This window comes from Methylovirgula sp. 4M-Z18, from assembly GCF_037890675.1.
Classification (GTDB): domain Bacteria; phylum Pseudomonadota; class Alphaproteobacteria; order Rhizobiales; family Beijerinckiaceae; genus 4M-Z18.
This window is the reverse complement of the sequence record NZ_CP149574.1, coordinates 1794843-1817318: the sequence shown is the minus strand read 5'-3', so window position 1 is coordinate 1817318 and position 22476 is coordinate 1794843. Positions and strand designations below refer to the sequence as shown.

Below are 22476 nucleotides of genomic sequence, written 5' to 3'. Positions count from 1 at the left end.
CCAAACATTTTCAGTGGATCAAGATCGTTATTCCTATAACGAATTTCCGATTCTTCCGCCAATCTGGCGTTCACCTTACATATGCCAAAATCATCTTACACATTAACTGTCCGCGTTATGCGCAACGCGCTTTTGTTCTTATCGCAATCGTCCACAGATCGGAAAAACGCGCCTCAAGATTGAGATTATTTTGCAGGAGGGAGTCCCATGCCGGTCGCCGCCTCAAATCCCACATCCGCGCCCGTTGATGTTCCCATACTTGATACGACGGCCTATGGCATGGGCCCCAACGATAACGTCACGGATACGTCGGAAAACGTTGCCATTACCCACCACAATACGACGATCAGAGGCCGCACGATTGCTTACACCGCTCGGGCCGGCCACCTCGTCGCGGTCGACCCGTCTTCGTCGCAACCCTACGCGAAATTTTTCTACGTCGCCTTCACGGCCGACGGGGCGGATCCAAACACACGGCCCGTCACGTTCTTTTATAATGGCGGCCCCGGCTCCTCGGCCGTGTTCCTGCTGCTCGGCTCTTTCGCGCCTCGGCGGATCCGTACCGATATGCCGAGCTTCACGCCGCCGCCGCCCTATCGCATGGAGGATAATCCGGACAGCCTCATCGATCGCACCGATCTCGTTTATATCAACCCGGTCGGCACCGGTTATTCGGCCGCGATCGCTCCCGCCAAGAACCGGGACTTTTGGGGCGTTGATCAAGACGCGCGCTCGATCCGGCAATTCATCAAGCGATATTTGACCGCCTACGGTCGCTGGAACTCGCCGCGGTTCCTTTTCGGCGAATCCTACGGCACGACGCGTTCCTGCGTTCTGGCCTGGATGCTGCACGAGGACGGGATCGATTTGAACGGCATCGTCCTGCAATCGAGCGTGCTCGACTACACACCGACCTTCTCGAATCCGATCGGATTGTTGCCGACCTTCGCCGCCGATGCGTGGTGGCACAAAAAGACGACGGTAAGCCCGCCGCCGGTGGACCTGGAACATTTCATGGCGCAGGTCACCGCCTTCGCCCAAGGACCCTATGCGCAGGCGGTGGCGGCCTTTCCCAAAAGCGACCCGGCGACCACGCAGCAACTGAGCGCAATCCTCGGCATATCCCCGGTCGTGCTCGAATCCTGGTCGCTGAATGTCGAAGCGAACAATGGCATCACCTCGTCGTTTCTGGTGACGTTGCTCCAGGACCAAGGTGTCGCTCTCGGCATCTACGATGGGCGCGTGACGGCGATCGATACGGGCATCGCCGCGATTGTCGACCCGGCGTCGGGCGCCAACGATCCGACGATGACCGCGGTCTCGGGCGTCTATACGTCGATGTGGAACGTGTATCTGAACAACGATCTGCAATTCACCTCGACATCGAACTTTGTCGACCTCAACGATCAGGCTTATGCCAATTGGGATTTCAGCCACATCGACCCGACGGGGGCGCAGAAAGGCGGGAAAGACGCGAGCGGCAATCCGATCGTGTACACCGCCGGCGACCTTGCGGCAGCGATGGCCGCGAACCCGGATCTGAAGGTCTTTTCGGCCAACGGCTATTTCGATGCCGTGACCCCATTCTTCCAGACGAAACTCACCCTTGACGCGATGCCCCTCGTCGATCCGAAAGCCCGCGCCAATCTGACGATCCGCAACTATCCATCGGGCCATATGATTTATCTCGACGGCGGCTCGCGCACCCAGATGGCCGCGGATCTGGCCGCGCTCTACGACACTGTCGTGGCGCCGATTGCGCTTCGGGCCAAACTCGCACCTTTGCTTGCCGCCGAACGCGCCAGGACACGGATGCTCGTTCATCCGTATTTCAAACGGCCAGGGACCGGCAAGACCATCGCCATGCGGGCGCCGCCGAACGCCCGTCCCTGGGCCGTTCCCGATCTCTGCAAGGCCTATTCTTGGCCAACCGGGACATCGGGCCAAGGCGTCATCGCGATCATCGAACTGAACGGCGGGTATCAAAAGAGCGACATCGACACGTTCTGCAAGTCGATCAATCAACCTTCACCGACAATGGTCGATGTCGTGGTCAGTGGACAAGGGAACCAGCCCGGCCAACATGCGGGCGATCCCTTGGATCCCGATTACGAAGTCACGATGGATATTGAAATTGCCGCGGCCGCCTATGCAACGGCGACGGGCCGGGCCGCATCGATCCGGGTCTACTGGGCGGACGCGACGGACATGAACGCCATTGCTGCTGCAATTCTCGCAGCGTCCGCGGACGGCTGCGACGTGTGCTCGATCTCCTGGGGCGCGGACGAGGCCGCGTGGCAGGCCGCAGGCCAACAGGCAGGGGTCGATTATGTCGCGAAGTTGAATGCCGCGGCCCAGGCCGCCACATCCGCAGGCATGGTGATTTTTGCGGCATCCGGCGACAATGATGCTTCAGATGGCGGACCGACGCCTGCCAATGTCGATTTGCCATCCTCGTCCCCCTACATCATCGGCTGCGGCGGCACGACAAAAACCGCGCAGGCTGAAGTCGTGTGGAACGACGACCCCGGAAACCCCAACGGCAACGGGACAGGCGGCGGTTTCTCCACGATTTTCCCGCCGCAGTCGTGGCAGGCTGGCGCGCCGCAAGGCCCGGGCCGCATGGTTCCCGACGTCGCGGCGAACGCCGATCCCAATACAGGATATCTCCTCACGGTGCATGGCACTTCCGCGCCGCTCGGCGGCACCAGCGCTGTCGCGCCGCTGTATGCCGGTTTGTTCGCCGCCTTCGGCCAAAAACTTGGCTTCATCACGCCGAAACTTTGGCTGAACCAAACGTGCTTCACCGATATCGTTCAGGGCGACAACGGCTTTTACCGCGCGCAGGTCGGTCCCGACCCGTGCACCGGAATCGGCGTGCCGATCGGCGACCGGCTGGCGCGATTGTTCGGAGCCGCAGTCCTCGCGCCCAGGATCGCTGCCGCGTCCAATACGACCACCCGCAGAGCCAAGGCTGCGCTATGATCGCCGCTTCATCGCGGCGATGACACGTCCACATGAAGCGGTGAACGAAGAGCCTAATCGACGCTCAGCGGTCCCGGCAGCGCCCGCTCCGCCGCTTCCTGCCATTGCGCTTCGAACCGCCGCATTAAAAGAAGGACGACGAGAAAGCCCAAAATCGCAGCCGCTGCAGCAGCGATGCCGATGGGCCGTGACAACGTTTCGATAGCATGGCCAAAAAGATAGCCGCCGAGTCCGAAAAGCAGCGCCCACACGATTCCGCCGGCCGCATTGTAAGCCAGAAAGCGCCGCCACGAATAGCGGTTGGCGCCTGCGAGCATCGCCGCGAAGGTGCGTAGGAGCGCAGCAAAACGACCAAAAAACACGATCGCTCCGCCAAAGCGCAAAAACAAATATTGGCCGAGTTTCAGGCGCCCTTCGTCGAGGTGCACATAATGACCGTAGCGCACGAGAAGTGGCAGCCCCCAACGGTGACCGATCATATAGCCGAGATTGTCACCCAAGATCGCGCCAGCGCCAGCACACAGAATAATCAGCTCGATATTCAATTGCTTTGTCGAACCGGCCAGAATGGCCGCCGAAACAAGCGCCGTCTCGCCAGGCATCGGAACCCCGGTGCTTTCCAGCATCACGACGACAAAAATCACCCAATAGCCGTGCGTCTGAATGAGCGGCAGCAATGAATCCGTTATGAAGGCGGGCATATCGGCAAGACTCAGGACAGATGGGTCAGAACGACACCATCGAGAATCGCCGTATAATGGCATACCGCCGCAGCCAAGACGAAAAGATGCCAGATCGCGTTGTGGAACGGCAGGCGCTCGGAAAGATGGAAGACGACGCCCACCGTGTAGAGCAGCCCGCCGGCGATCAAGGTCAGCGTGACATCCAGGCGCATGTGGCTTGCCAGCGGATGGAGCGCGACGACGGCGAGCCAGCCTTGCGCCAAATAAATATAGACCGACACTTTATCGAAGAGGTCAGACCGTGTGAATTTGAGCCATATGCCGACAAAGGCTACGGCCCAGACGATGGCGCACAGCGACGCTCCGAACACCGGATTGAGCGCGATGGCGAAGGGCGTATAGGTGCCGGCGATCAGGCAGAAGATAGCCGAATGGTCGCAACGCCGGAAAATGTCGCGGAACCGCGTATCATAGAACAAATTATAGGCAGCCGAGGCTGAGAACATGGCGAGCAAAGCCATGGCATAGATGCTGACGAGCACCACTTGCACCGGCCCCTGGCGGAGAGCCGCCTCGGTCACCAGCAGCACGCTACCGCTTAAACCCGCCAGAATGCCGATCACATGCACGCAGCCATCGGCGATCTGCTCTGACAGAGAATGTTGGCGGCGATATTCCCTGCGCACAGCGGAGCTTGTGACGGCGGTGACGGCCATCGATGCTTCCGGGCGAAGACGCCCTATGGTGCGAGGCTTGAGCATGCTCTTGCCTATCATAAGTTTGTGACGCCAAATGTTCTTTGGCGCACATCCATGACGGGCATGTTACGCAGCCCGATCTTGCATTTTTATGAACGAAGAGCCTTTTCGTGGCGGGGCAAAATGGCATTTTTGCGGTTGAGGTAAACAAAGGATGGACCGGCCATGCTGCCGGACGGCCCCCGTTAACCTAAAGGATAGGCATCAGTCTAACCGCCGTCAGCGGTAAAGCCCGCAGCTTTAATGGCTTCCACCGCCATCAACTCGTCGTTGTCGGACGTATCGCCGGACACCCCAACGGCACCGATGATTTTACCCTGCGCGTCCTTAATCAAGACGCCGCCGGCGACCGGCACAATGCCCTCCGCGACAAGATGATTCAACGCGCCGATGAAATGTGGCCGCTCCACCGCCATGGTGCCGATCTTCCGCGAGCCAATCCCTAAAGCGATCGTCCCTTGCGCCTTGCCGAGCGCCACTTTCCATCTTGCGGCGCTCGACCCATCCTCTGCGGCAAAACTCACAAGTGCCCCGCGGGCGTCAAGCACAGCTACCGCCATTGGCTTAAACCCTTTGGTTCGTGCATCCGCCAAAGTGTCAGTCAGAATTTTTTGCGCCTTATCGAGTGTCAGTTCGCTCATATCGGCTCCTTATTTTTATTTTGCGGAGGAGAGTTGACCGCTCCACCCTCTCCCGTCAATGTCCGAACCAAAAATGGGAGCAAAAATGTCATTGGATATTGTCGGCATGGGTGAACCCATGCTTGAGCTCAATCAAGTCAAAGGCGAGGACGGCTACAAACCAGGCTTCGGCGGCGATACCTCCAATGCCATCGTTGCTGCCGCGCGGTCAGGCGCGAAGACCGGTTATTTCACCAGTCTTGGCAACGACACATTCGGCCGTGGCTTTCTCGATCTGTGGCGCACAGAGGGTGTTGACGCATCGGCGGTCAAGATCGATGAGGACGCCCACACAGGCGTTTATTTTGTCACTCACGGCCCGGAGGGTCACGAGTTTTCTTATCTGCGCGCTGGCTCGGCCGCGAGCCGCATCAGACCCCAGGACGTGCCGACGGATTATATTCGCGCAGCGAAGATCGTGCATGTTTCGGGCATCAGCCAGGCGATTTCGGCAAGTGCGGCGGATGCGGTTTTTGTCGCGATCGAAGCGGCGCGGGCAGCGGGTGTGCTCGTCTCATATGACACGAATCTTCGTCTGAAATTATGGTCCCTCACCCGCGCACGTGCGATCATTCACGAAGCCATGCGCGCCTGCGACATCGCCCTCCCCGGTCTGGACGACGCCGAACACTTGACCGGTCTGACGGACCCTGACGCGATCGCCGATTTTTATCTGCATCTCGGCGCCAAGGTCGTCGCGCTCACTCTCGGCAAACAAGGCTCGTTGATCGCCACACCCGACACGCGCCTTCGCGTGCCCTCGATCAGCGTTCAGGCGGTGGATGCAACAGGTGCCGGCGACACGTTCGACGGCGCCTTTCTTGCCGAATATCTGAACACACGCGATCCGATGCGCGCAGGTCGCTACGCCAATGCAGCAGCAGCGCTTTCGACAACTGGCTATGGCGCGGTCGCGCCCATGCCCATGCGCGAGACGGTGCTCAAGGCACTGGCAGAAGCAGAAAGTGCGGCTCCTTAGAGCCGCACTTGTTTTGGTGTCGCACGTGCGAAAGTCCTACTTTGCCGGCGACAGGAATTTGTCGACATTGTCCTTGGTCACGACGTCGAGACCGACAATCGTCACCGGCTGTACTTTTTCGCCCTTCTTCAGTGCGAGCAATACGTCCATGGCTTTCTGGCCCATTTCATAGGGGCGTTGACCCACCAGCACTTGGGCGTAGCCGTCCTTCAGCGTCTGCAATTCGACCGGCAGCGTGTCAGGCATGACGAGCGGGAACTTGCCGGCCTTCACCTTATCCATGTTGGCATCGACGAAAGATTTATACGCCTTCGGTGCGAACAAGGCCCACCCTCCGACCGGAACGATCGCGCCAATATCTGGATTGGCGGTGGCGAAATCACTGAGCTGCTGGGCCGCCAAAGCCGCATCGTCATTGCAGAATGCCGGCGAGCCTTTCACTTCCGTCCAGCCGGCGCCTTTGAGCACTTCATAGAGGCCGGCCAAACGATCGTTCAAGTTCGCAGCCGCAGGGCCGCCCGATTGCGTCGCGAAGGTGCTGGGTTGCGGATGCACCTTGATGAGCTGGCGGCCAAGCTCGCGGCCCATTTCCTTGTTGTCGGTGCCGATATAGGCTTGGCGCGCGGATTGGTCAGAGTCAGCGTCGAAGGTGATGACGGGAATCTTTGCGTCGACAGCCGCCTTGATCACGCCCTTGACCGAATCCGCATCGGCAACGGAAATCGCGATGCCGTCGATACCCTGGGTGATGAAGTCCTGCATGATCTGCACTTCGGTCGCCGGTTCATGGGTAGCCGGCCCCTTGTAGATGCAGGTCACATTGCCGAGCTTCTTGGCTTCGGCCAGGCACCCGTCGCGCGACAGATCGAAATAAGGATTGTCCATTCCCTTGGGGATCAGTGCGAACTTATACGCATCGGCGGCATGCGCCACACTCATCAATGATGCTGTTGCCACAGCAGCAAGCAGAATCTTCTTCACGTCGAATTCCTCCCAATTGCGGTCCTGATCGATGCGGCGCTGGAGGACCTTGCCAGCGCCGAAACCCTCATGTCACTCAGGTTGACGCGTGCGCAATTTGTCGACCAGCACGGCCATGATGATGATGGCACCGACAAAAACCTGTTCCCAATAAGTGTCGGCGCCGAACAGCGCGAGGCCATTGCGGATGACTTCGATCAGCGCCGAACCGATGATCGCGCCAACCGGACCACCAACGCCGCCGGCAAGATCGGCCCCGCCGATAACCGAAGCGGCGATGATTTTCAGTTCGTAGCCTTGCGCTAGATTGGAAGGCGCGGATCCAAGCCAGCCGGCGATCAGAATGCCGGCAAAGCCCGCACTCATGGCGCACAACACGTAAACCGAGATCTTGACTCGATCGACCGCAACACCCGTCAGTTGCGCCGCACGCTCGTTGCCGCCAAGCACGAAAACATAACGGCCCCAGCGCGTGTGGCGCAGCGCGACGCCCATGATGATCGCAAAAATAAGCATATAGGCGAGCGGGACCGGCAGGCCGAGAATCATGCCGTCGGTGGCGGAATAAAACGCATCGACATTGGGTCCGTTCGGCGCCTGGCCGCGCCCTTGCGTGATCACATAGGTCGCGCCGCGGCAGATCGAGAGCATGCCAAGCGTCGTCACGAAGGGTGAGAGTTTGATCTTGGCGATCAGCAGGCCGTTGATCAGCCCGATCAACGCGGCCAGCAATATGCCGCCGAGCACGGCAAAGATCATAACCGCATAGGGAATGCCCGCGAGAAGCGACTCGGAGCCAAGCCGCATGAAAATGACGGTACTCACAGCGACAAGCGCCATCACCGACCCGACCGACAAATCGATGCCGCCGGTGATGATCACCAGCGTCGAACCGAGGCCGACGATCGCGATGTAGCTGAAGTTTTTCGACGTGTTGAGCAGATTGCCATGCGAAAGAAAGTTGTGAGCGAACGCCGCAACGAGCAGCGTGATAACGACGAAGGCGAGCGTGACATAAGCGGTCTGCGACGCAAACGGCGGCTTTTTATACCAGGGCGCTTGGCCGACGTTGCCAAAGGAAATGGCCGGTCCCGTATTTTCGCTCATCAGGCAAACTCCTTGGCACCGGTGATCAGCGCGGTCACTTCCTCGGGGCTTGAATCGGCGATTTTCTTGTCGGCCCGCTTCTCGCCGCGCCGCAACACGACGACCCGGTCGCACACCGCGAACACGTCCGGCATGCGGTGAGAGATCAGGATCACGGCGACGCCCTGATCGCGCAGGCGCCCAATGAGATCGAGCACCTCGGCCACCTGCCGGACGGAAATTGCCGCTGTCGGTTCGTCCATCAGAACAAGTTTTGCCGCCGACAGTCTGGTGCGGGCGATGGCGACCGCCTGCCGCTGGCCGCCGGACATTTGCTTGACGAGATCGCGTGGCCGCGTTTCGGATTTCAATTCGCCGAACAATTCCAGCGCCCGTGCATTCATCGCCTTATGGTCGAGAAATGTGAACGGTCCGAATTTCCGCGTAATCTCGCGCCCCAGGAACAGATTGCCGGCCGCAGTGATATTATTGGACAGCGCCAGATCTTGATAAACGACCTCGATGCCGACATTGCGCGCATCCAATGGGCGATCGAAGCGATGCTCCGCGCCTTCGATGCGGATCGTACCATGAGTGGGGTGAAAATTGCCGGCGATGACTTTGACTAAGGTCGATTTGCCGGCGCCATTGTCGCCCATCAGGCCAACGACCTCGCCCCGATCGATCGAAAGATCGACGTCGGCGAGCGCCCGGATGGCGCCAAAATCCTTGCCGATGCCGGACAATTGCAGCACTGGCGCGCTGGCAGGCGCCGCATTCAAACTTGCCCTCACTTCGCCACCCCTCCCTCACGCCTCTCCCAAATGCGAAAGCCGCTTTATTTTATCCGCCGCCCTCTCCCGGCAGCGGGGTAACTCAGGCCGCGGAAGGCGCCCTAGCATGTTACCCGATGCCAATGTTAGCCGGACATTCCGGAAACGCAATATTAAATTTTGGCACCGAAATTAATCTTGCGCGCCGGATGAAGGGCGTGCGACCGCCCGCCCTTCAGAGCCTCATGGCGCGACGGCCGGATGCCCTTCGCCCGCGCTCGACAGAAAGGCTGCCGCAATCAGTTTGCGCGTATAATCCTGCCTCGGCGCCTCGAAGATCTGCGCCGCGGGACCATATTCCACCGCCTTGCCCTCCTTCATCACCAGAATCTCGTCCGCCATCGCACGAACGACGGCGAGGTCGTGGCTGATGAAGAGATAGGTGAGTTCGTGCTCGGCCTGGAGCCGCCGCAACAGCGCGACGATTTCGCTTTGCACGGAGCGATCGAGTGCCGATGTCGGCTCGTCGAGCACTACCAACTTCGGCTTCAGGATCATGGTACGGGCAATCGCGATACGCTGGCGTTGCCCGCCGGAAAATTCATGTGGGAAGCGATTGCGCATCGCCGGATCGAGCCCGACCTCGCGCAAGGCGCTGGCCGCGCGCTTATCGCGCTCGGCGGACGACAGGCCGGGCTCATGCAGCTTCAACCCTTCGGTGATGATCGCGCCGACCGTCATGCGCGGCGAAAGCGAACCGTAAGGATCCTGAAACACCAGCTGCAAAGCGCGGCGCAACGGCCGCATTTGGGTCTTACCCGCGGTGGAGATATCCTTGCCGTCGAACAGCACCTGCCCCCGGCTTGCGACGAGCCGCAGCAAGGCGCGTCCCAACGTGGATTTGCCGGAGCCGGACTCACCGACAATGCCGATGGTCTGCCCTTGGCGCACACGCAGGGAGATGTCGTCCACTGCGTGCAAATCCATCGCCTTGTGACCACTGAACAGGCTGCCGCTGATATGGTAAGTCACGCGCACGTTGCGTCCTTCCAGCAGCATCGGCGCGTCGGGTCGCGGCGGCGCCTTGCGGCCGGACGGCTCGGCCGACAACAGCATCTGCGTATAGGGGTGACGCGGATTGGTAAAAACCTCGTGCGTCGTGCCCGTCTCCACCACCTCGCCACGGCGCATGACGTAGACGCGATCGGCAAAACGACGCACCACGTTGAGGTCGTGGCTGATGAAAACCGTCGCCATGCCGATCCGCTCGCGCAAATCGTTGAGAAGCGCGAGGATCTGCGCCTGCACCGTCACGTCGAGCGCCGTCGTCGGCTCGTCCGCGATCAGCACGTCGGGGTCGTTCGCCAGCGCCATGGCGATCATGACGCGCTGGCGCTGGCCGCCCGACATTTCGTGCGGATAAGCGTCGATCCGCCGCTCCGGGTGCGGAATCCCCACCCACTTGAGCAATTCCACCACTTTCTTGCGCGCGGCGGAATAGGAGATGCCTTGATGATGAACGATCGGCTCCGCGATCTGACGCCCGATACGATAGAGCGGATCGAGCGATGTCATCGGCTCCTGGAAGATCATCGTCATTTTGGCGCCGCGTATCTGGTTCAGCTCGCGGGCCGGCAGACCGATGAGTTCGCGGCCGCGATAGCGAGCCGATCCCTTCACGCGGCCGTTGCTTGCAAGCAGCCCCATCAACGCCATCATGGTCTGGCTCTTGCCCGAACCCGACTCGCCGACAATGGCAACGCACTCGCCTCGCTTGACATTGATGTCGACGCCTTTGACGGCCTTCACCTCGCCATCGGGCGTTGCGAAGCTGACCTCCAAGCCAGAAATATCCAGAACAGCGTTTTCCGTCGGATGCTGCGTCATGTTAGCGGTCCTTCGGATCGAGGGCGTCACGCAGACCGTCGCCGATGAAATTGAGGCAGAACAGCGTGACGACAAAGAGAATGGCCGGATAGATCAGCAGCCAGGGCGACGCCTGCATCGAGCCGGCGCCAACCGCAATCAACGCTCCCCAACTTGTCAAAGGTTCCTGCACGCCAAGGCCAAGGAACGAAAGAAAGCTCTCGAGCAGAATAACGCGCGGCACACGCACGGTCAGGAAAATCACCACCGGCCCGATCGTATTGGGGATGATATGCTGGCGGATCACACCCCAATCCCCGAGGCCCATGGCCTGGGCCGCGGCCACGAATTCACGGCGCTTGAGCGACAGAGTCTGGCCACGCACGATACGCGCCATGTCGAGCCACTCGATCGCGCCGATCGCCACAAAGATCAGCACGAAATTCCGCCCGAAGAACACGACGAGCAAAATAACGAGGAAGGTGAAAGGCAAGGAATAGAGGATTTCGACGATACGCATCATGACATTGTCGGTGCGCCCGCCGGCGAAGCCCGAGATGGCGCCATAGGTCACGCCGATCACAAGGCTCACGAGACTGGCGAGCAGGCCGACGAGAAGAGAGACCTGGCCGCCGACCATGATGCGGGTGAGCATGTCGCGGCCGTTCGCGTCCGTGCCGAGCAGAAAATATTGCCGGTTGACGTGGCCCCTCACCACCACGACCTGGCCGTCATTCCGCGTCTCCGCCACTTTGGCGTCCTCGAACTCGTTGATGCGATCAATATAGCGGGTGACGCGTGGATCGATTTTTTTGTCGGCGGAAAGGGTCGCCGTGAAATCCTGGCTCGATATTTCAAAGGAATCGAGTCTGACTCTTGCCTGTTCGGCAACAGTCGCCATGGCACCCTTGAGCGTATCGTCCTCCGGATAAGGCGACAGGCTCGGCGGTACGTTGACATAGGATTGGAAGACTTGATCGTAGCCGTGTGGCGCGATCAGCGGCCCGAAAATACAAAACAACGCGATCGCGGCAAAAACCACGATACTTACCATCGCCGCGACATTGCGCCGTAGGCGCAGCATCGCGAGTTGCAGCAGGCTGCGGCTCTTGCCGATTTCCCCTTGGGGCGTGAAGGTTGCATCAGTCATAGCGCACCCTCGGATCGAGCAGCGCGTAGACAAGATCGACGATCAAGTTGAAGACGACGATGAAGACCGACACCAGGACCACCGTGGCCATCACCAACGTGTAATCGCGGTCAAGCGCGCTCTGGACGAAATAACGTCCGACACCCGGAATGCCGAAGATGGTTTCGACAACGACCGAGCCGGTCAGCAATTGCGCCGCGGCCGGCGCGAGATAGGTAACACAGGGCAACAAACCCGCCCGCATCGCATGGGTGAAGACAAGCACTCTTCCCGGTAGACCATAGGCCCGCGCCGTCCGCATATGATCGGCGCGCAGCGCCTCGAGCATGGAGCCGCGCATGAGCCTGGCGAACACGGCCATTTCAGGCAAGGCGAGCGCAATCATCGGCATGACGAGGAAACGCGGCGACCCATCCCCCCAGCCGCCGGCCGGCAGCCACCCAAGGATGACCGCGAAAATCAGCGCCAGCACCGGACCCACAACGAAATTCGGAATGGTGATGCCGATATTGGCAAGGCTCATCACCGCAACATCGATCAGCGAATTCTGGCGCAACGCCGCGATCGTGCCGAGCGCGAGTCCGCCGAAGACCGCGATCGACAAAGCAAGCGAGCCCAATGTCAGCGAATAGGGCAAACTCTGTTTCATCAACTGGATGATCGTGAAGTCGCGGTAGATGTAGCTCGGGCCAAAATCGCCCTGCACCACATTACTGATATAATGCAGATATTGCAGCCAGAGCGGATCATCGAGATGATAGGCGCGCTGCATGTTTTCCATAATTTGCGGCGGCAGCGGCCGCTCCATGTTGAAGGGCCCGCCAGGCGCGAAGCGCATCAGGAAGAACGAGACGGTGATGACGACGAAGAGCGTCGGTACCGCGCTCAAGAACCGGCGCAGGACAAAGCGAAACATGGAACGATCCCCCAAGGAGTGAGCGGGTTCGCGGAAGCTCTTGCGAGCTGCGCGCCCCCGCTCCGATTCTCGTTATTCCTTGCTGAGGAAGCGTGTGAGATGGCTGTTGACCGCATTGTCATGCCAGCCCTTGATCTTGTTCGAGACCAGCCAGAAATCGGCGAAGGTCATCAGCGGCGCCATGGCCCCGTCCTTCAGTCCGAGAGCTTCCGCGTCGTGCAGAATCTGCATGCGCTTTTCCGGATCGCGCTCGGCATAGGATTTCGCCATCAAGTCATCATACGCGGGGTTGGAATAATGCGACCAGTTGAGACTCTTGGTGTTGCTGGCGAGCAGGAAGAGGAAATTCTCAGGATCGGCATAGTCGGCCACCCAGCCGACGCGCGCAGCATCATATGATCCGCCATCCTGGATATAAGCATAATGGGTCTTGACGTCGGAATTGAGGATGGAGACGTCGGCGCCCACGGCTTTCCACATGTCGGCAATGGCTGTCGCCACCTTCTTGTGGTTTTCATTCGTGTTGTAGCGAATCTCGATCTTCAGCGGTTTGCCGCCCTTGCCATAGCCCGCCTCCTTCAAGAGCTCGACAGCCTTATCCTCGCGGTCGAGTTGCGACATGTCCGCGTAGTCGAACTTGGCCGGCGTGTAACCGTGAATGCCTTCGGGCACGATGCTGTAAGTCGGCAATTGCGCGCCGTTGTAGATCTTCTCCGACAGGAAGTCGCGATCGACTGCCATCGACAGTGCCTCACGCACGCGCACGTCGTCGAAGGGCGGCTTGCGGACGTCAAAGACGTAGTAATAAGTCGAGAGCGACTGCGAGACATGTACCTGATCACCAAGCTTTTCGCGCAGGAATTTGAGCTGATCGGCCTGGAAATTGTAGTTCACATCGAATTCGCCCGCCATGAAGCGGCGCACCTGCGCGGCATTGTCTTCTGTCGGATAGGAGACGACCTTATCGATCTTCACATTGGCGGCATCCCAATAATTGGGGTTCTTGACCATGGTGATGTGATCGTTGGCGACGTTCTCGGTCAACATATAGGCGCCGTTCGACACCAATGTTCCGGGTTTGACGAAATCGGTCTTGTACTGTTCGACCAACTTCTTGTTGACGGGCAGCACGGCATTGTGGGTGAGCAATTCGAGAAGATAAGGTGTCGGCCGCTCAAGCGTGATCTGAAGCGTCTTTGCGTCGATCGCCTTCACGCCAAGCTGGTCGAGGGGAAGCTTGCCGGTGTTGATCGCTTCGGCATTCTTGATCGGATAAAGGATATTGGCGTAGCCCGACGCCTCTTTGGGATCGACGACGCGGCCCAGCGTGAACGCGAAATCCTCAGCCGTCACCGGCTCGCCGTTCGACCATTTGGCATTGTCGCGGATCTTGAACGTATAGACCGTGGCGTCCGGCGAGATGGTCCAGCTTTCGGCAGCTCCCGGGATGACCTTGCCGTAAGCATCGTAGACGGTCAGGCCTTCGTCGAGATCGGCAAGAACGAAGCGCTCGACATTGATCGACGTATGCGCAGGATCGAGCGTTTGGGGCTCTCCGCCATTCCCTTTATAAAGCACGGTCTCTGCCGCGGCAGGCAGCGCCAAGGCGCCCCATACGGTCGACGCCAGCAAAACGGCGCGGAGTTGGCTCCTGAAAGCACGCATGTCGATCTCCCTTCCCGATTGGATCACAAGCATTTCAAAAAAGTACACAAGCAAACTATCGCTATCATATCGTGTTTATGATGCAAATCTCCGACACTTCCGCAGTAACGCCCATGCCCTCGGCAACACGCCCGAAAGCAAAAAACGGGCGGGCACACGTTACGATCGGCGGCTTGGGCTTTTCATTTCGAAAAGGATGTATTCGCTCTCCTTTCCAAATATAATCACTTTCGCTTCAGTACGGATTCTAAAATTTTTGCAGTGGATAACGATACGATGACCGTCTCCGGCAACGGAGCGTGCCGTTACGATCGTGGTGGTACGCCGCTTGAGGCAATTCACGTGCCGGAAACAGTCGCCAGTCTGTGCGTCGGCGGCCGCAAGCGCAACCGCTTCCCAGCAAATTTCGTCACACGCCCTGATATTCCGCCCAGCTATGCGGCGTCTCATAGACCGTGATTTTCTGCAGCAACGGCAGCAACGGCTTGGTCCTCTCCCAAATCCACACGGCAATATTCTCGGCGGTGGGATTTTCCAAGCCCGCGATGTCATTCAGGCAATAATGATCAAGCCGCCGCAGGAGCGGATCGAAGGCCGCCTCGACCTCAAAGAAATCGACGACGAAACCGGTTTCCGGATCGACCGGCCCCTCGAGGCACACCTCGACGCGGTAGGAATGGCCGTGCATGCGGTAACAGCGGTGGGTCTGGGGCACTTTCGGCAACTGATGCGCCGCCTCGAAAGTGAAGCCTTGCGTGATCTTCATCGGATTCCGATCCTCTTATGGGTCTGGACGCTGAGCCGCCATTGCGGATGGGCAAGGCAATAGGCGATGGCTTTGGCCGTGTTCTCTTCGACATCGGGGCCATCCATCGGCTGCAGCGAGAAACGTTGGAACGCCAGATCCTCGAACCGTTCGGGCATGGCCTCCGGTTGCGGATAGACGAGTTTCAATTCGTGGCCGCTGCGGATCTTCAGCGGATCGGCGGCTTTCGGGCTGACACAGAGCCAGTCGAGGCCGCGCGGCGGCTCGACTGTACCGTTCGTTTCAACAGCGATTTCAAAGCCCTTGCGGTGCAGTGCGTCGATCAAAGCGGCATCCACCTGCAACAAAGGTTCGCCACCGGTCAGCACGCAAAACCTCTCGGCGCGCCCTGCCGTCCATTCCTCGGCGATAGCGGCGGCCAAGGCCTCGGCATCAGCGTAGCGCGCACCTTTGGTGCCATCCATGCCGACGAAATCCGTGTCGCAGAACGTGCATTGGGCGCTGGCGCGGTCCTCCTCGCGGCCGGACCACAGGTTGCAGCCGGCAAAGCGGCAGAACACCGCCGGGCGCCCGACATGGGCGCCCTCGCCCTGCAAGGTCAGGAATATTTCTTTTACCGCATAGCTCATGGCGTGTCTTGCACCTGCATCTATCTGCCGGAGTAATTGGAGGACGGGCGAGGCGCGTCAAGCGTGCACTTCGGCCCCGGGAAAGCGACCTTTTACGTGGTCGAGCCGCTCCGGCGCAATGCGAATCGTTAAATTGATGGCGCCATCCTCGCCGGTCCGGCGTGCCATGATCTCGCCGTTCTCATACAGCCAGTGCAGACCTGCGCCGTCCGTCGGCGCAAGGATCAGGTCGAGCACGACGCGGCCGATCGCAAGGCGATCCTCGATCGCGGCCAACAGCGCATCCGTGCCCTCGCCGGTCAGGGCCGAAACCGCCACCGGACGGCTGCCCGCCGGGCGGCGCTGCGCGGTGTTGAGCAGAGCCTGGCGCGGTTCGGGCTCCAACAGATCGAGCTTGTTCCACACTTCGATCAACCGGCGATTGTCGTGCGGATCGACCCCAAGGCTGGTGAGGATCGCCTCGACATCGGCCCCCTGCGCCTCGGCATCCTCATGCGCAATGTCGCGCACATGCAGAATGACATCGGCCGCAATCACCTCCTCCAGCGTCGCGCGGAAGGCGGACACGAGCATTGTCGGCAGATCGGAAATGAAACCCACCGTGTCGGACAGGATCACCTTGCCGCCGTGCGGCAATTGCAGCGCCCGCAAGGTCGGATCAAGGGTCGCAAACAGCATGTCCTGCGCCAGGACCTCGGCCTTGGTCAGGCGGTTGAACAGGGTTGATTTCCCGGCATTGGTGTAGCCGACCAACGCCACGATCGGATAAGGCACATCCTTGCGCGACTTACGGTGCAGGCCGCGGGTTTTCTTCACCTGCTCCAATTCGCGCTCGATGCGGACCATGCGCTCTTGAATGAGCCGCCGGTCGGTCTCGATCTGGGTTTCACCCGGACCGCCGAGGAAGCCGAAACCGCCGCGCTGACGTTCCAAGTGGGTCCAAGACCGCACCAGTCGCGATTTTTGATAGGTAAGATGCGCAAGCTCGACCTGGAGCGCGCCCTCACGCGTGCGCGCCCGGCGGCCGAAGATCTCGAGAATGAGACCCGTCCGGTCGATCACCTTGGCGCCGAAGGCCTTTTCCAGATTGCGCTGCTGCACCGGGGACAGACCGCAGTCCATCATCACCAGACCGACATCCTCGTCCTTAACGCGAGACGCGACCTCATCGACCTTGCCTTTGCCGAGGTAGGTGGCGGGACGCAGTTCAGCGAGCATGGCGAGATTCGCGCCAACGACATTGAGGTCGATCGCGGCCGCCAGGCCCACTGCCTCGTCGAGCCGCGCTTCCGGCGACCGGCCGGCGGCCGGTGGTTGTCCGTTTCCCACTCTGCGCTTGCGCTCGTCGAGATAAGGTCCGACGACAAGCGCCCGGGTGTGCTGCGCGACAAGCCCCTCAGCATCGGCCAGAGGAGTCCAGCCAGCGCCGCTTTGAGGTATCATATCGCTCAATCTATTTCCTCAAATGGCCACCGCTCAGCCGGCGTCGCCGTCATCCGACTCGAACAGCCGGATCGGCTGACCGGGCATGATGGTGGAAATGGCATGTTTATAAACAAGCTGCGAATGCCCGTCGCGCCGGAGCAGGACGCAGAAATTATCAAACCATGTTACAACCCCCTGCAATTTCACGCCGTTGACGAGAAAAATCGTGAGTATGATTTTCTCTTTCCGCACGTAATTGAGGAAAGCATCTTGAAGATTTTGCGCTTTTTCAGCAGCCATCACCAGTTTCCGTATATTTCAGGTATATTAGAGTCAGCCTATCGAAAGCAGGACTATATAAAACATTTGCGGCCCCGCCAACGAATTTACCGCTTATTTCAGGAGATTTCGGCGATCTCGTGAAAGGTTGCGCGCAGTTTCGTTGCCAGCGACCCGGGATGACCGTTGCCGATCGGCACGCCATCGACCGAAACCACGGGCAACACGATCGACGTCGCCGAGGTGATGAAGGCCTCGCGCGCGGTCTTCGCCTCGTCGGGCGTGAACGGCCGCTCGATCAGTTTCAGGCCCTCCCGCTTCAAAAGATCGATCAGAGTCGTGCGGGTAATGCCCTTCAAAATGGCATTGTCGGCATGGCGGGTGACGAAATGGCCATCGCCGGTGACAATCCAGGCATTTGTGGAAGCGCCCTCGGTCACGTAACCCTCAGCATCGACGAACCAGGCTTCATAGGCGCCCTGATCGCGCGCCGCCTGCCGGGCCAGGACATTGGCGAGCAGGCCGACCGTCTTGATATCCGGCCGCGCCCAGCGGGTTTCCGGAACAGTGACCACGGCGACGCCTTTTTCCGCATTGGATTCAGCCTTTTGCACGTGCGAACTCTTGGCGGTGACGACCAAGGCCGGACGGATCGGCTTTGCCGGAAAAGCATGGTCGCGTGGCGCGACGCCACGCGTCACTTGCATGTAAACAAGCCCGTGTTCCACCCGATTGCGCGCGACCACTTCGCGCAACACCACTTTCAACGCCGCGTCGCTCAACGGCTTGGCGATGCGCAATTCGTTCAAGGAGCGCTCAAGCCGCGCCAGGTGGCGGGTCGCATCGACGAGCTTGCCGTCGCGCACCTCACACACTTCATACACCCCATCAGCGAACTGGTAGCCACGGTCCTCGATATGCACGCCGGCGCTGGCATGCGGCAAATAACGTCCATTCACATAGGCAATACGGCTCATTAGTCCACACCCAAAGATTTCAGTTTCCGATGCAGGGCCGAGCGCTCCATGCCGATGAATTCGGCCGTGCGCGAAATATTGCCGCTGAAACGGTTGATTTGCGCGATGAGATATTCACGCTCGAAGACTTCCCGCGCTTCGCGCAAGGGCAGGCTCATCAGCTTCTCGCCGCCCGCCCCCGTCGGCGTGTTCGGCACCAGGGCACCAATTTCGGCCGGGAGCATTTCGGCAGTGATCTCAACCGTTGGATCGCCCGTCGCCAGGATCAGCAGCCGCTCCACATTGTTACGCAATTGCCGGATATTGCCCGGCCAGTCATGGGATTGCAGCACCGCCATCGCGTCCTCGGCGATCACCCGCCGCGCCATGCCGGAGGTCAGGGCAAATTGCTCCATGAAAAAGTCGATCAGCACCGGCACGTCCTCGCGCCGCTCCGCCAGCGAGGGCACGCGGATCGGCACCACCGACAGCCGATGGAACAGGTCCTCGCGGAACGTGCCTTCGGTGATCATTTCGGCAAGATCGCGGCTTGAGGACGAGATGATCCGCACATCGACATGCACGCGGGTCGCACCGCCCACGCGCTGGAAATTCTGATCGACCAGAACGCGCAGGATCTTGCCCTGCGTTTCCTTCGGCATGTCGGCGACTTCGTCGAGATAGAGCGTGCCGCCATGCGCCTCTTCCAAAGCGCCGACCTTGCGCATCCGGCCGTCGCCCCCCTCGATGCCGAACAACTCCTGCTCCATCGTGTCGGGCGCAATCGTCGACGCGTTAATGGCGATGAACGGTGCATTGGCGCGCGCGGACGCATCATGGATAGTGCGGGCGGCAAGTTCCTTGCCGACGCCCGAGGCGCCGGCGATCAGGATGCGGGAATTCGCCGGCGCCACGCGCTCGATGATCTGCCGCAGCTGATTGACCGCAGTTGACTTGCCAACGATCTTGTTCACGGCGCCGGTGCGGGTGCGCAATTCGGTGACTTCGCGTTTCAGGCGCGAAGTCTCGAGAGCGCGCTCCGCCACCAGCACCAACCGATCGGCTTTGAACGGCTTTTCGATGAAGTCGTAGGCGCCGAGCTTGATGGCCGAAACTGCCGTTTCGATGTTGCCGTGCCCCGAAATCATCACGACCGGCAAATTCGGATGCTGCGCTGCAATGATCTCGAGCAATTGCAAGCCATCCAGCTTCGAGCCCTGCATCCAAATATCGAGGAACAGCAGATGCGGCCGTCGCGCCTCAATTGCCGCGAGCGCTTCGTCGGAATTGCGGGCCACCCGCGTTGCGTGCCCCTCGTCCGACAAAATACCGGACACGATGTCGCGAATGTCGTCCTCGTCATCAACAATTAAAATATCATTTGCCATGGTCGATCATCGCATTCTTGAGCGGGTTGGAGGAAGGCGGCGGGTTGTCAGCGCCGCCGGCAAGCTGCGCCGGAAAAAACAGACGGACGCAGGCCCCGCCTCCCGGTGCAAGATCGGGCGGCGCATCGAGCAATTCGATCCCGCCCCCGTGATCTTCGAGAATCTTGGCGACGATCGGCAGCCCAAGCCCCGTCCCCTCCGTTCGCGTCGTCATGTACGGCTCGAGCAAACGCTGGCGGTTTTCCTTCGGGAATCCGACGCCATTGTCGATCACATCGATCTGCACCATGCCCTCGTCACTAACATGCAGCTTGACCCAAACATGGCCCGGCGGGCGCGACGGATTGACCGCCTCGGCCGACACGATGCCCTCGGCCGCATTCTTGACGATATTGGTCAGCGCCTGGGTCAACAGCCGCCGGTCGAAACGCGCGGTCAACGGCTGATCCGGCAGCGTGTCGGTGAAGGTCACGGCGCCATGGGCGAGCCGGCGCTCGAACAAGACCTGCCGCACACATTGCACGAGATCGTCCTGTTCGGGCCGGGCGCGCGGCATACGCGCGAAGGACGAAAATTCGTCGACCATGCGCTTGATGTCGTCCACCTGGCGTACAATCGTCTCGACACATTGGTCGAAAATCGCTTTGTCCTCGACAATCACGCGGCCGTACTTGCGGCGCAGCCGCTCGGCCGAAAGAGCGATAGGGGTCAGCGGATTCTTGATTTCATGGGCGATGCGACGGGCAACGTCGGCCCAGGCAGAGGTCCGCTGGGCCGTGACGAGTTCGGTCATATCGTCCATCGTCACGACGAGCGAGCGATCGTTATTGGCGTTCTGGGTAGCCGCCACGCGCACGTTGTAGATGCGCTCGCGCCCCTGGCGCTGCAGCGTGAGCTGCCCCTGATACAGGCGCTGACGCGCGGCCAGCGCTTCCTGGATCTTGGGCGCGAGTTCCGGCAGACAATCCGCGATCTGTGTTCCAAGAATGCTGGCAACGCCCAGGTCCTGCCCCTGACTGATCAGTTTTTCGGCGGAGGGATTGTAGGCCGTGATGACCCCGTCTTGATTCAGGCCGACCACGGCCGCCGGCACACCCGCCAGCACCGCTTCGGTAAACAGGCGCCGCTCGTCGATGAGCCGGTTGGCCGAAACGAGGCCATTGTGCTGGCGCCGCAACTCGGAGGTCATTTTGTTGAAGGTCTGCCCGAGATGGGCCAGATCGCCCTCGGACTTGCGGATCGGCACCTGCACATAAAGATTGCCTTCCGAGACCTGATCGGCCGCATGAATGAGCCGCCGGATGGGCGTGACCAATCGGGTGGCGAAGGACAGGCCGAGCCACATGGCGGACAACAACAGGATCAGCGCGAACAGCGCGAAGATGAAGGCGAAGAACTTGATGATGGTCTTCCGCGTTTCGTCGAATTGGGCCGAATACGCGGCCTGGATCGCCGAGACTTGCGAGAATTGCACCAAAGACGGGTCGACGGGAACGGCGGCATAAAGGAACGTGTCATCATCCGCACTGATCTGGCGCAGCGTCGCCAGGGCCTCGCCATCGTTCAAGACAATGCATATCGGTTCGTGATTGCGTGCATCGGCGAGATCGTTCGGATTCGGCTTGATAGGGCCAAGCTTCGGATCGCTACCGACCTGCTCTTCGATCTTACCATCCGCACTCATAATCGCTGCCGTGGCAAAACCGATATATTGGATACGCTGCGTGAAATAATCTTTGAACCAAACCAAATTGTCGTTTCTGGCGAGGATCCGGCCGCGGCTCAAGTCGCCGGCGGTCAAATCGGCCTCGTGAATGAGCGAGCGGCACTGCATCTCCTCGAATGTTTTTGCCGCGTCCACCGAGCTTTGCACGAAGCCGCTCATGCTTTGCATGAACGGCGCGTTCAACCCGCGATCAAGAATGATCGCGCCGAACACCGTCATGACCAAGGCCGGGATCGCTGCAATAAGGGCAAAAATCGCGACGATCCGGATGTGCAGCCGCGCTGCGGCGGCCTGCGCGCGCCGCGCCCGGATCAGCCGCGTCACTTCGACCGCCAACAGACCGAGCATCACAAGGATCGTGAGGCCGTTGGCGGCAAGCAGAAGATAAGAGATCGGAAGGATCGTAACGCCGAAATTGACTTCCGTCGCCGGCGTGATGCGCGTGAAGCCGGCCACGATCACCAAAGTGGCCGCAGCGCAGACAACCGCAAAAATCAGCGCGAGGAGCCCGAAACGAAACGTGCGCGGTCCGCTTTCTTGTCCATAATCCGCGTGTTTCATCAACCCCTTTTCCCCAGCCGCCCCAAACGGGGCTCGCCACCTTGCCATATCTGCGAGCCGAGGAATCAACCCCTCGTTGCAATAATACAACGGTGTTGCAGGATTGCGACATTTTCACGGCGCGCCTGCCGCAGCGCTTCGACGATCGCCGCCGAAGACCGTCGGGAACGAACGCATCCGCCGGTTCGGATTTGGAATAAAATTATTTGTTATCAAATAGATAC

At 60.0% G+C, this 22476-nt stretch carries 19 protein-coding genes; 2 read left to right on the top strand and 17 right to left on the bottom strand.

The window, feature by feature from the left end; all coding sequences use genetic code 11:
* Positions 1-207: 207 nt before the first annotated feature.
* Positions 208-2985 (top strand): S10 family serine carboxypeptidase-like protein, encoded by a 2778-nt coding sequence (locus V9T28_RS08350; RefSeq protein ID WP_116398542.1) that lies wholly within the window; start codon positions 208-210, stop codon positions 2983-2985.
* 53 nt (positions 2986-3038) lie between these two features.
* Here V9T28_RS08350 and V9T28_RS08345 read toward each other — a convergent pair whose 3' ends face one another.
* From V9T28_RS08345 to V9T28_RS08335, 3 genes are all read right to left on the bottom strand, one after another.
* Positions 3039-3686 (bottom strand): DedA family protein, encoded by a 648-nt coding sequence (locus tag V9T28_RS08345; protein ID WP_116398541.1) that lies wholly within the window; start codon positions 3684-3686, stop codon positions 3039-3041.
* Positions 3687-3697: 11 nt separating this feature from the next.
* Entirely contained in the window at positions 3698-4384 is a 687-nt protein-coding gene (gene trhA / locus V9T28_RS08340; protein WP_158554664.1) for a PAQR family membrane homeostasis protein TrhA, read from the bottom strand.
* Between the two features lie 251 nt (positions 4385-4635).
* Positions 4636-5067: a GlcG/HbpS family heme-binding protein gene (locus V9T28_RS08335; protein ID WP_116398539.1), complete on the bottom strand. Its 432-nt coding sequence runs from the start codon at positions 5065-5067 to the stop codon at positions 4636-4638.
* A gap of 85 nt (positions 5068-5152) precedes the next feature.
* Between V9T28_RS08335 and V9T28_RS08330 the strand changes: the two genes are divergently transcribed.
* Positions 5153-6085, top strand: a complete 933-nt coding sequence (locus V9T28_RS08330; RefSeq protein ID WP_245423818.1) for a sugar kinase — start codon at positions 5153-5155, stop codon at positions 6083-6085.
* A 36-nt stretch (positions 6086-6121) separates the two neighbouring features.
* Here V9T28_RS08330 and V9T28_RS08325 read toward each other — a convergent pair whose 3' ends face one another.
* The 14 genes from V9T28_RS08325 to V9T28_RS08260 all read right to left on the bottom strand — a co-directional run bounded on the left by V9T28_RS08325 (position 6122) and on the right by V9T28_RS08260 (position 22252).
* Complete coding sequence (locus tag V9T28_RS08325; protein ID WP_116398538.1) at positions 6122-7066, bottom strand: sugar-binding protein; 945 nt, start codon at positions 7064-7066, stop codon at positions 6122-6124.
* 72 nt (positions 7067-7138) lie between these two features.
* Positions 7139-8173: an ABC transporter permease gene (locus V9T28_RS08320; protein ID WP_116398537.1), complete on the bottom strand. Its 1035-nt coding sequence runs from the start codon at positions 8171-8173 to the stop codon at positions 7139-7141.
* Complete coding sequence (locus V9T28_RS08315; protein ID WP_116398536.1) at positions 8173-8934, bottom strand: ATP-binding cassette domain-containing protein; 762 nt, start codon at positions 8932-8934, stop codon at positions 8173-8175. Before V9T28_RS08315 ends, V9T28_RS08320 begins: the two co-directional genes overlap by 1 nt.
* Positions 8935-9168: 234 nt before the next feature.
* On the bottom strand, positions 9169-10812 hold the full coding sequence (locus V9T28_RS08310; protein WP_116398535.1) for an ABC transporter ATP-binding protein: 1644 nt from the start codon (positions 10810-10812) through the stop codon (positions 9169-9171).
* 1 nt (position 10813) lies between these two features.
* Positions 10814-11941 (bottom strand): ABC transporter permease subunit, encoded by a 1128-nt coding sequence (locus V9T28_RS08305; RefSeq protein WP_116398534.1) that lies wholly within the window; start codon positions 11939-11941, stop codon positions 10814-10816.
* Complete coding sequence (oppB, locus tag V9T28_RS08300) at positions 11934-12857, bottom strand: oligopeptide ABC transporter permease OppB (RefSeq protein ID WP_116398533.1); 924 nt, start codon at positions 12855-12857, stop codon at positions 11934-11936. The genes V9T28_RS08305 and oppB overlap by 8 nt, the downstream gene beginning before the upstream one ends.
* Positions 12858-12929: 72 nt before the next feature.
* On the bottom strand, positions 12930-14522 hold the full coding sequence (locus tag V9T28_RS08295; protein ID WP_116398532.1) for a peptide ABC transporter substrate-binding protein: 1593 nt from the start codon (positions 14520-14522) through the stop codon (positions 12930-12932).
* A 409-nt stretch (positions 14523-14931) separates the two neighbouring features.
* A complete protein-coding gene (queD, locus tag V9T28_RS08290; protein WP_116398531.1) occupies positions 14932-15288 on the bottom strand; it encodes a 6-carboxytetrahydropterin synthase QueD in 357 nt (118 codons plus the stop codon).
* Complete coding sequence (queE, locus tag V9T28_RS08285; protein ID WP_116398530.1) at positions 15285-15917, bottom strand: 7-carboxy-7-deazaguanine synthase; 633 nt, start codon at positions 15915-15917, stop codon at positions 15285-15287. The genes queD and queE overlap by 4 nt, the downstream gene beginning before the upstream one ends.
* 57 nt (positions 15918-15974) lie before the next feature.
* On the bottom strand, positions 15975-17369 hold the full coding sequence (gene hflX, locus V9T28_RS08280) for a GTPase HflX (protein WP_445242157.1): 1395 nt from the start codon (positions 17367-17369) through the stop codon (positions 15975-15977).
* A 24-nt stretch (positions 17370-17393) separates the two neighbouring features.
* Positions 17394-17642: an RNA chaperone Hfq gene (gene hfq / locus V9T28_RS08275; RefSeq protein WP_116398528.1), complete on the bottom strand. Its 249-nt coding sequence runs from the start codon at positions 17640-17642 to the stop codon at positions 17394-17396.
* Between the two features lie 98 nt (positions 17643-17740).
* Entirely contained in the window at positions 17741-18598 is an 858-nt protein-coding gene (locus V9T28_RS08270) for a D-amino-acid transaminase (protein WP_116398527.1), read from the bottom strand.
* Positions 18598-19965, bottom strand: a complete 1368-nt coding sequence (gene ntrX, locus V9T28_RS08265) for a nitrogen assimilation response regulator NtrX (protein ID WP_116398526.1) — start codon at positions 19963-19965, stop codon at positions 18598-18600. Before ntrX ends, V9T28_RS08270 begins: the two co-directional genes overlap by 1 nt.
* Positions 19955-22252, bottom strand: coding sequence for a sensor histidine kinase NtrY-like (locus V9T28_RS08260; protein ID WP_116398525.1), 2298 nt, complete (start codon positions 22250-22252; stop codon positions 19955-19957). The genes ntrX and V9T28_RS08260 overlap by 11 nt, the downstream gene beginning before the upstream one ends.
* Positions 22253-22476: the final 224 nt, after the last annotated feature.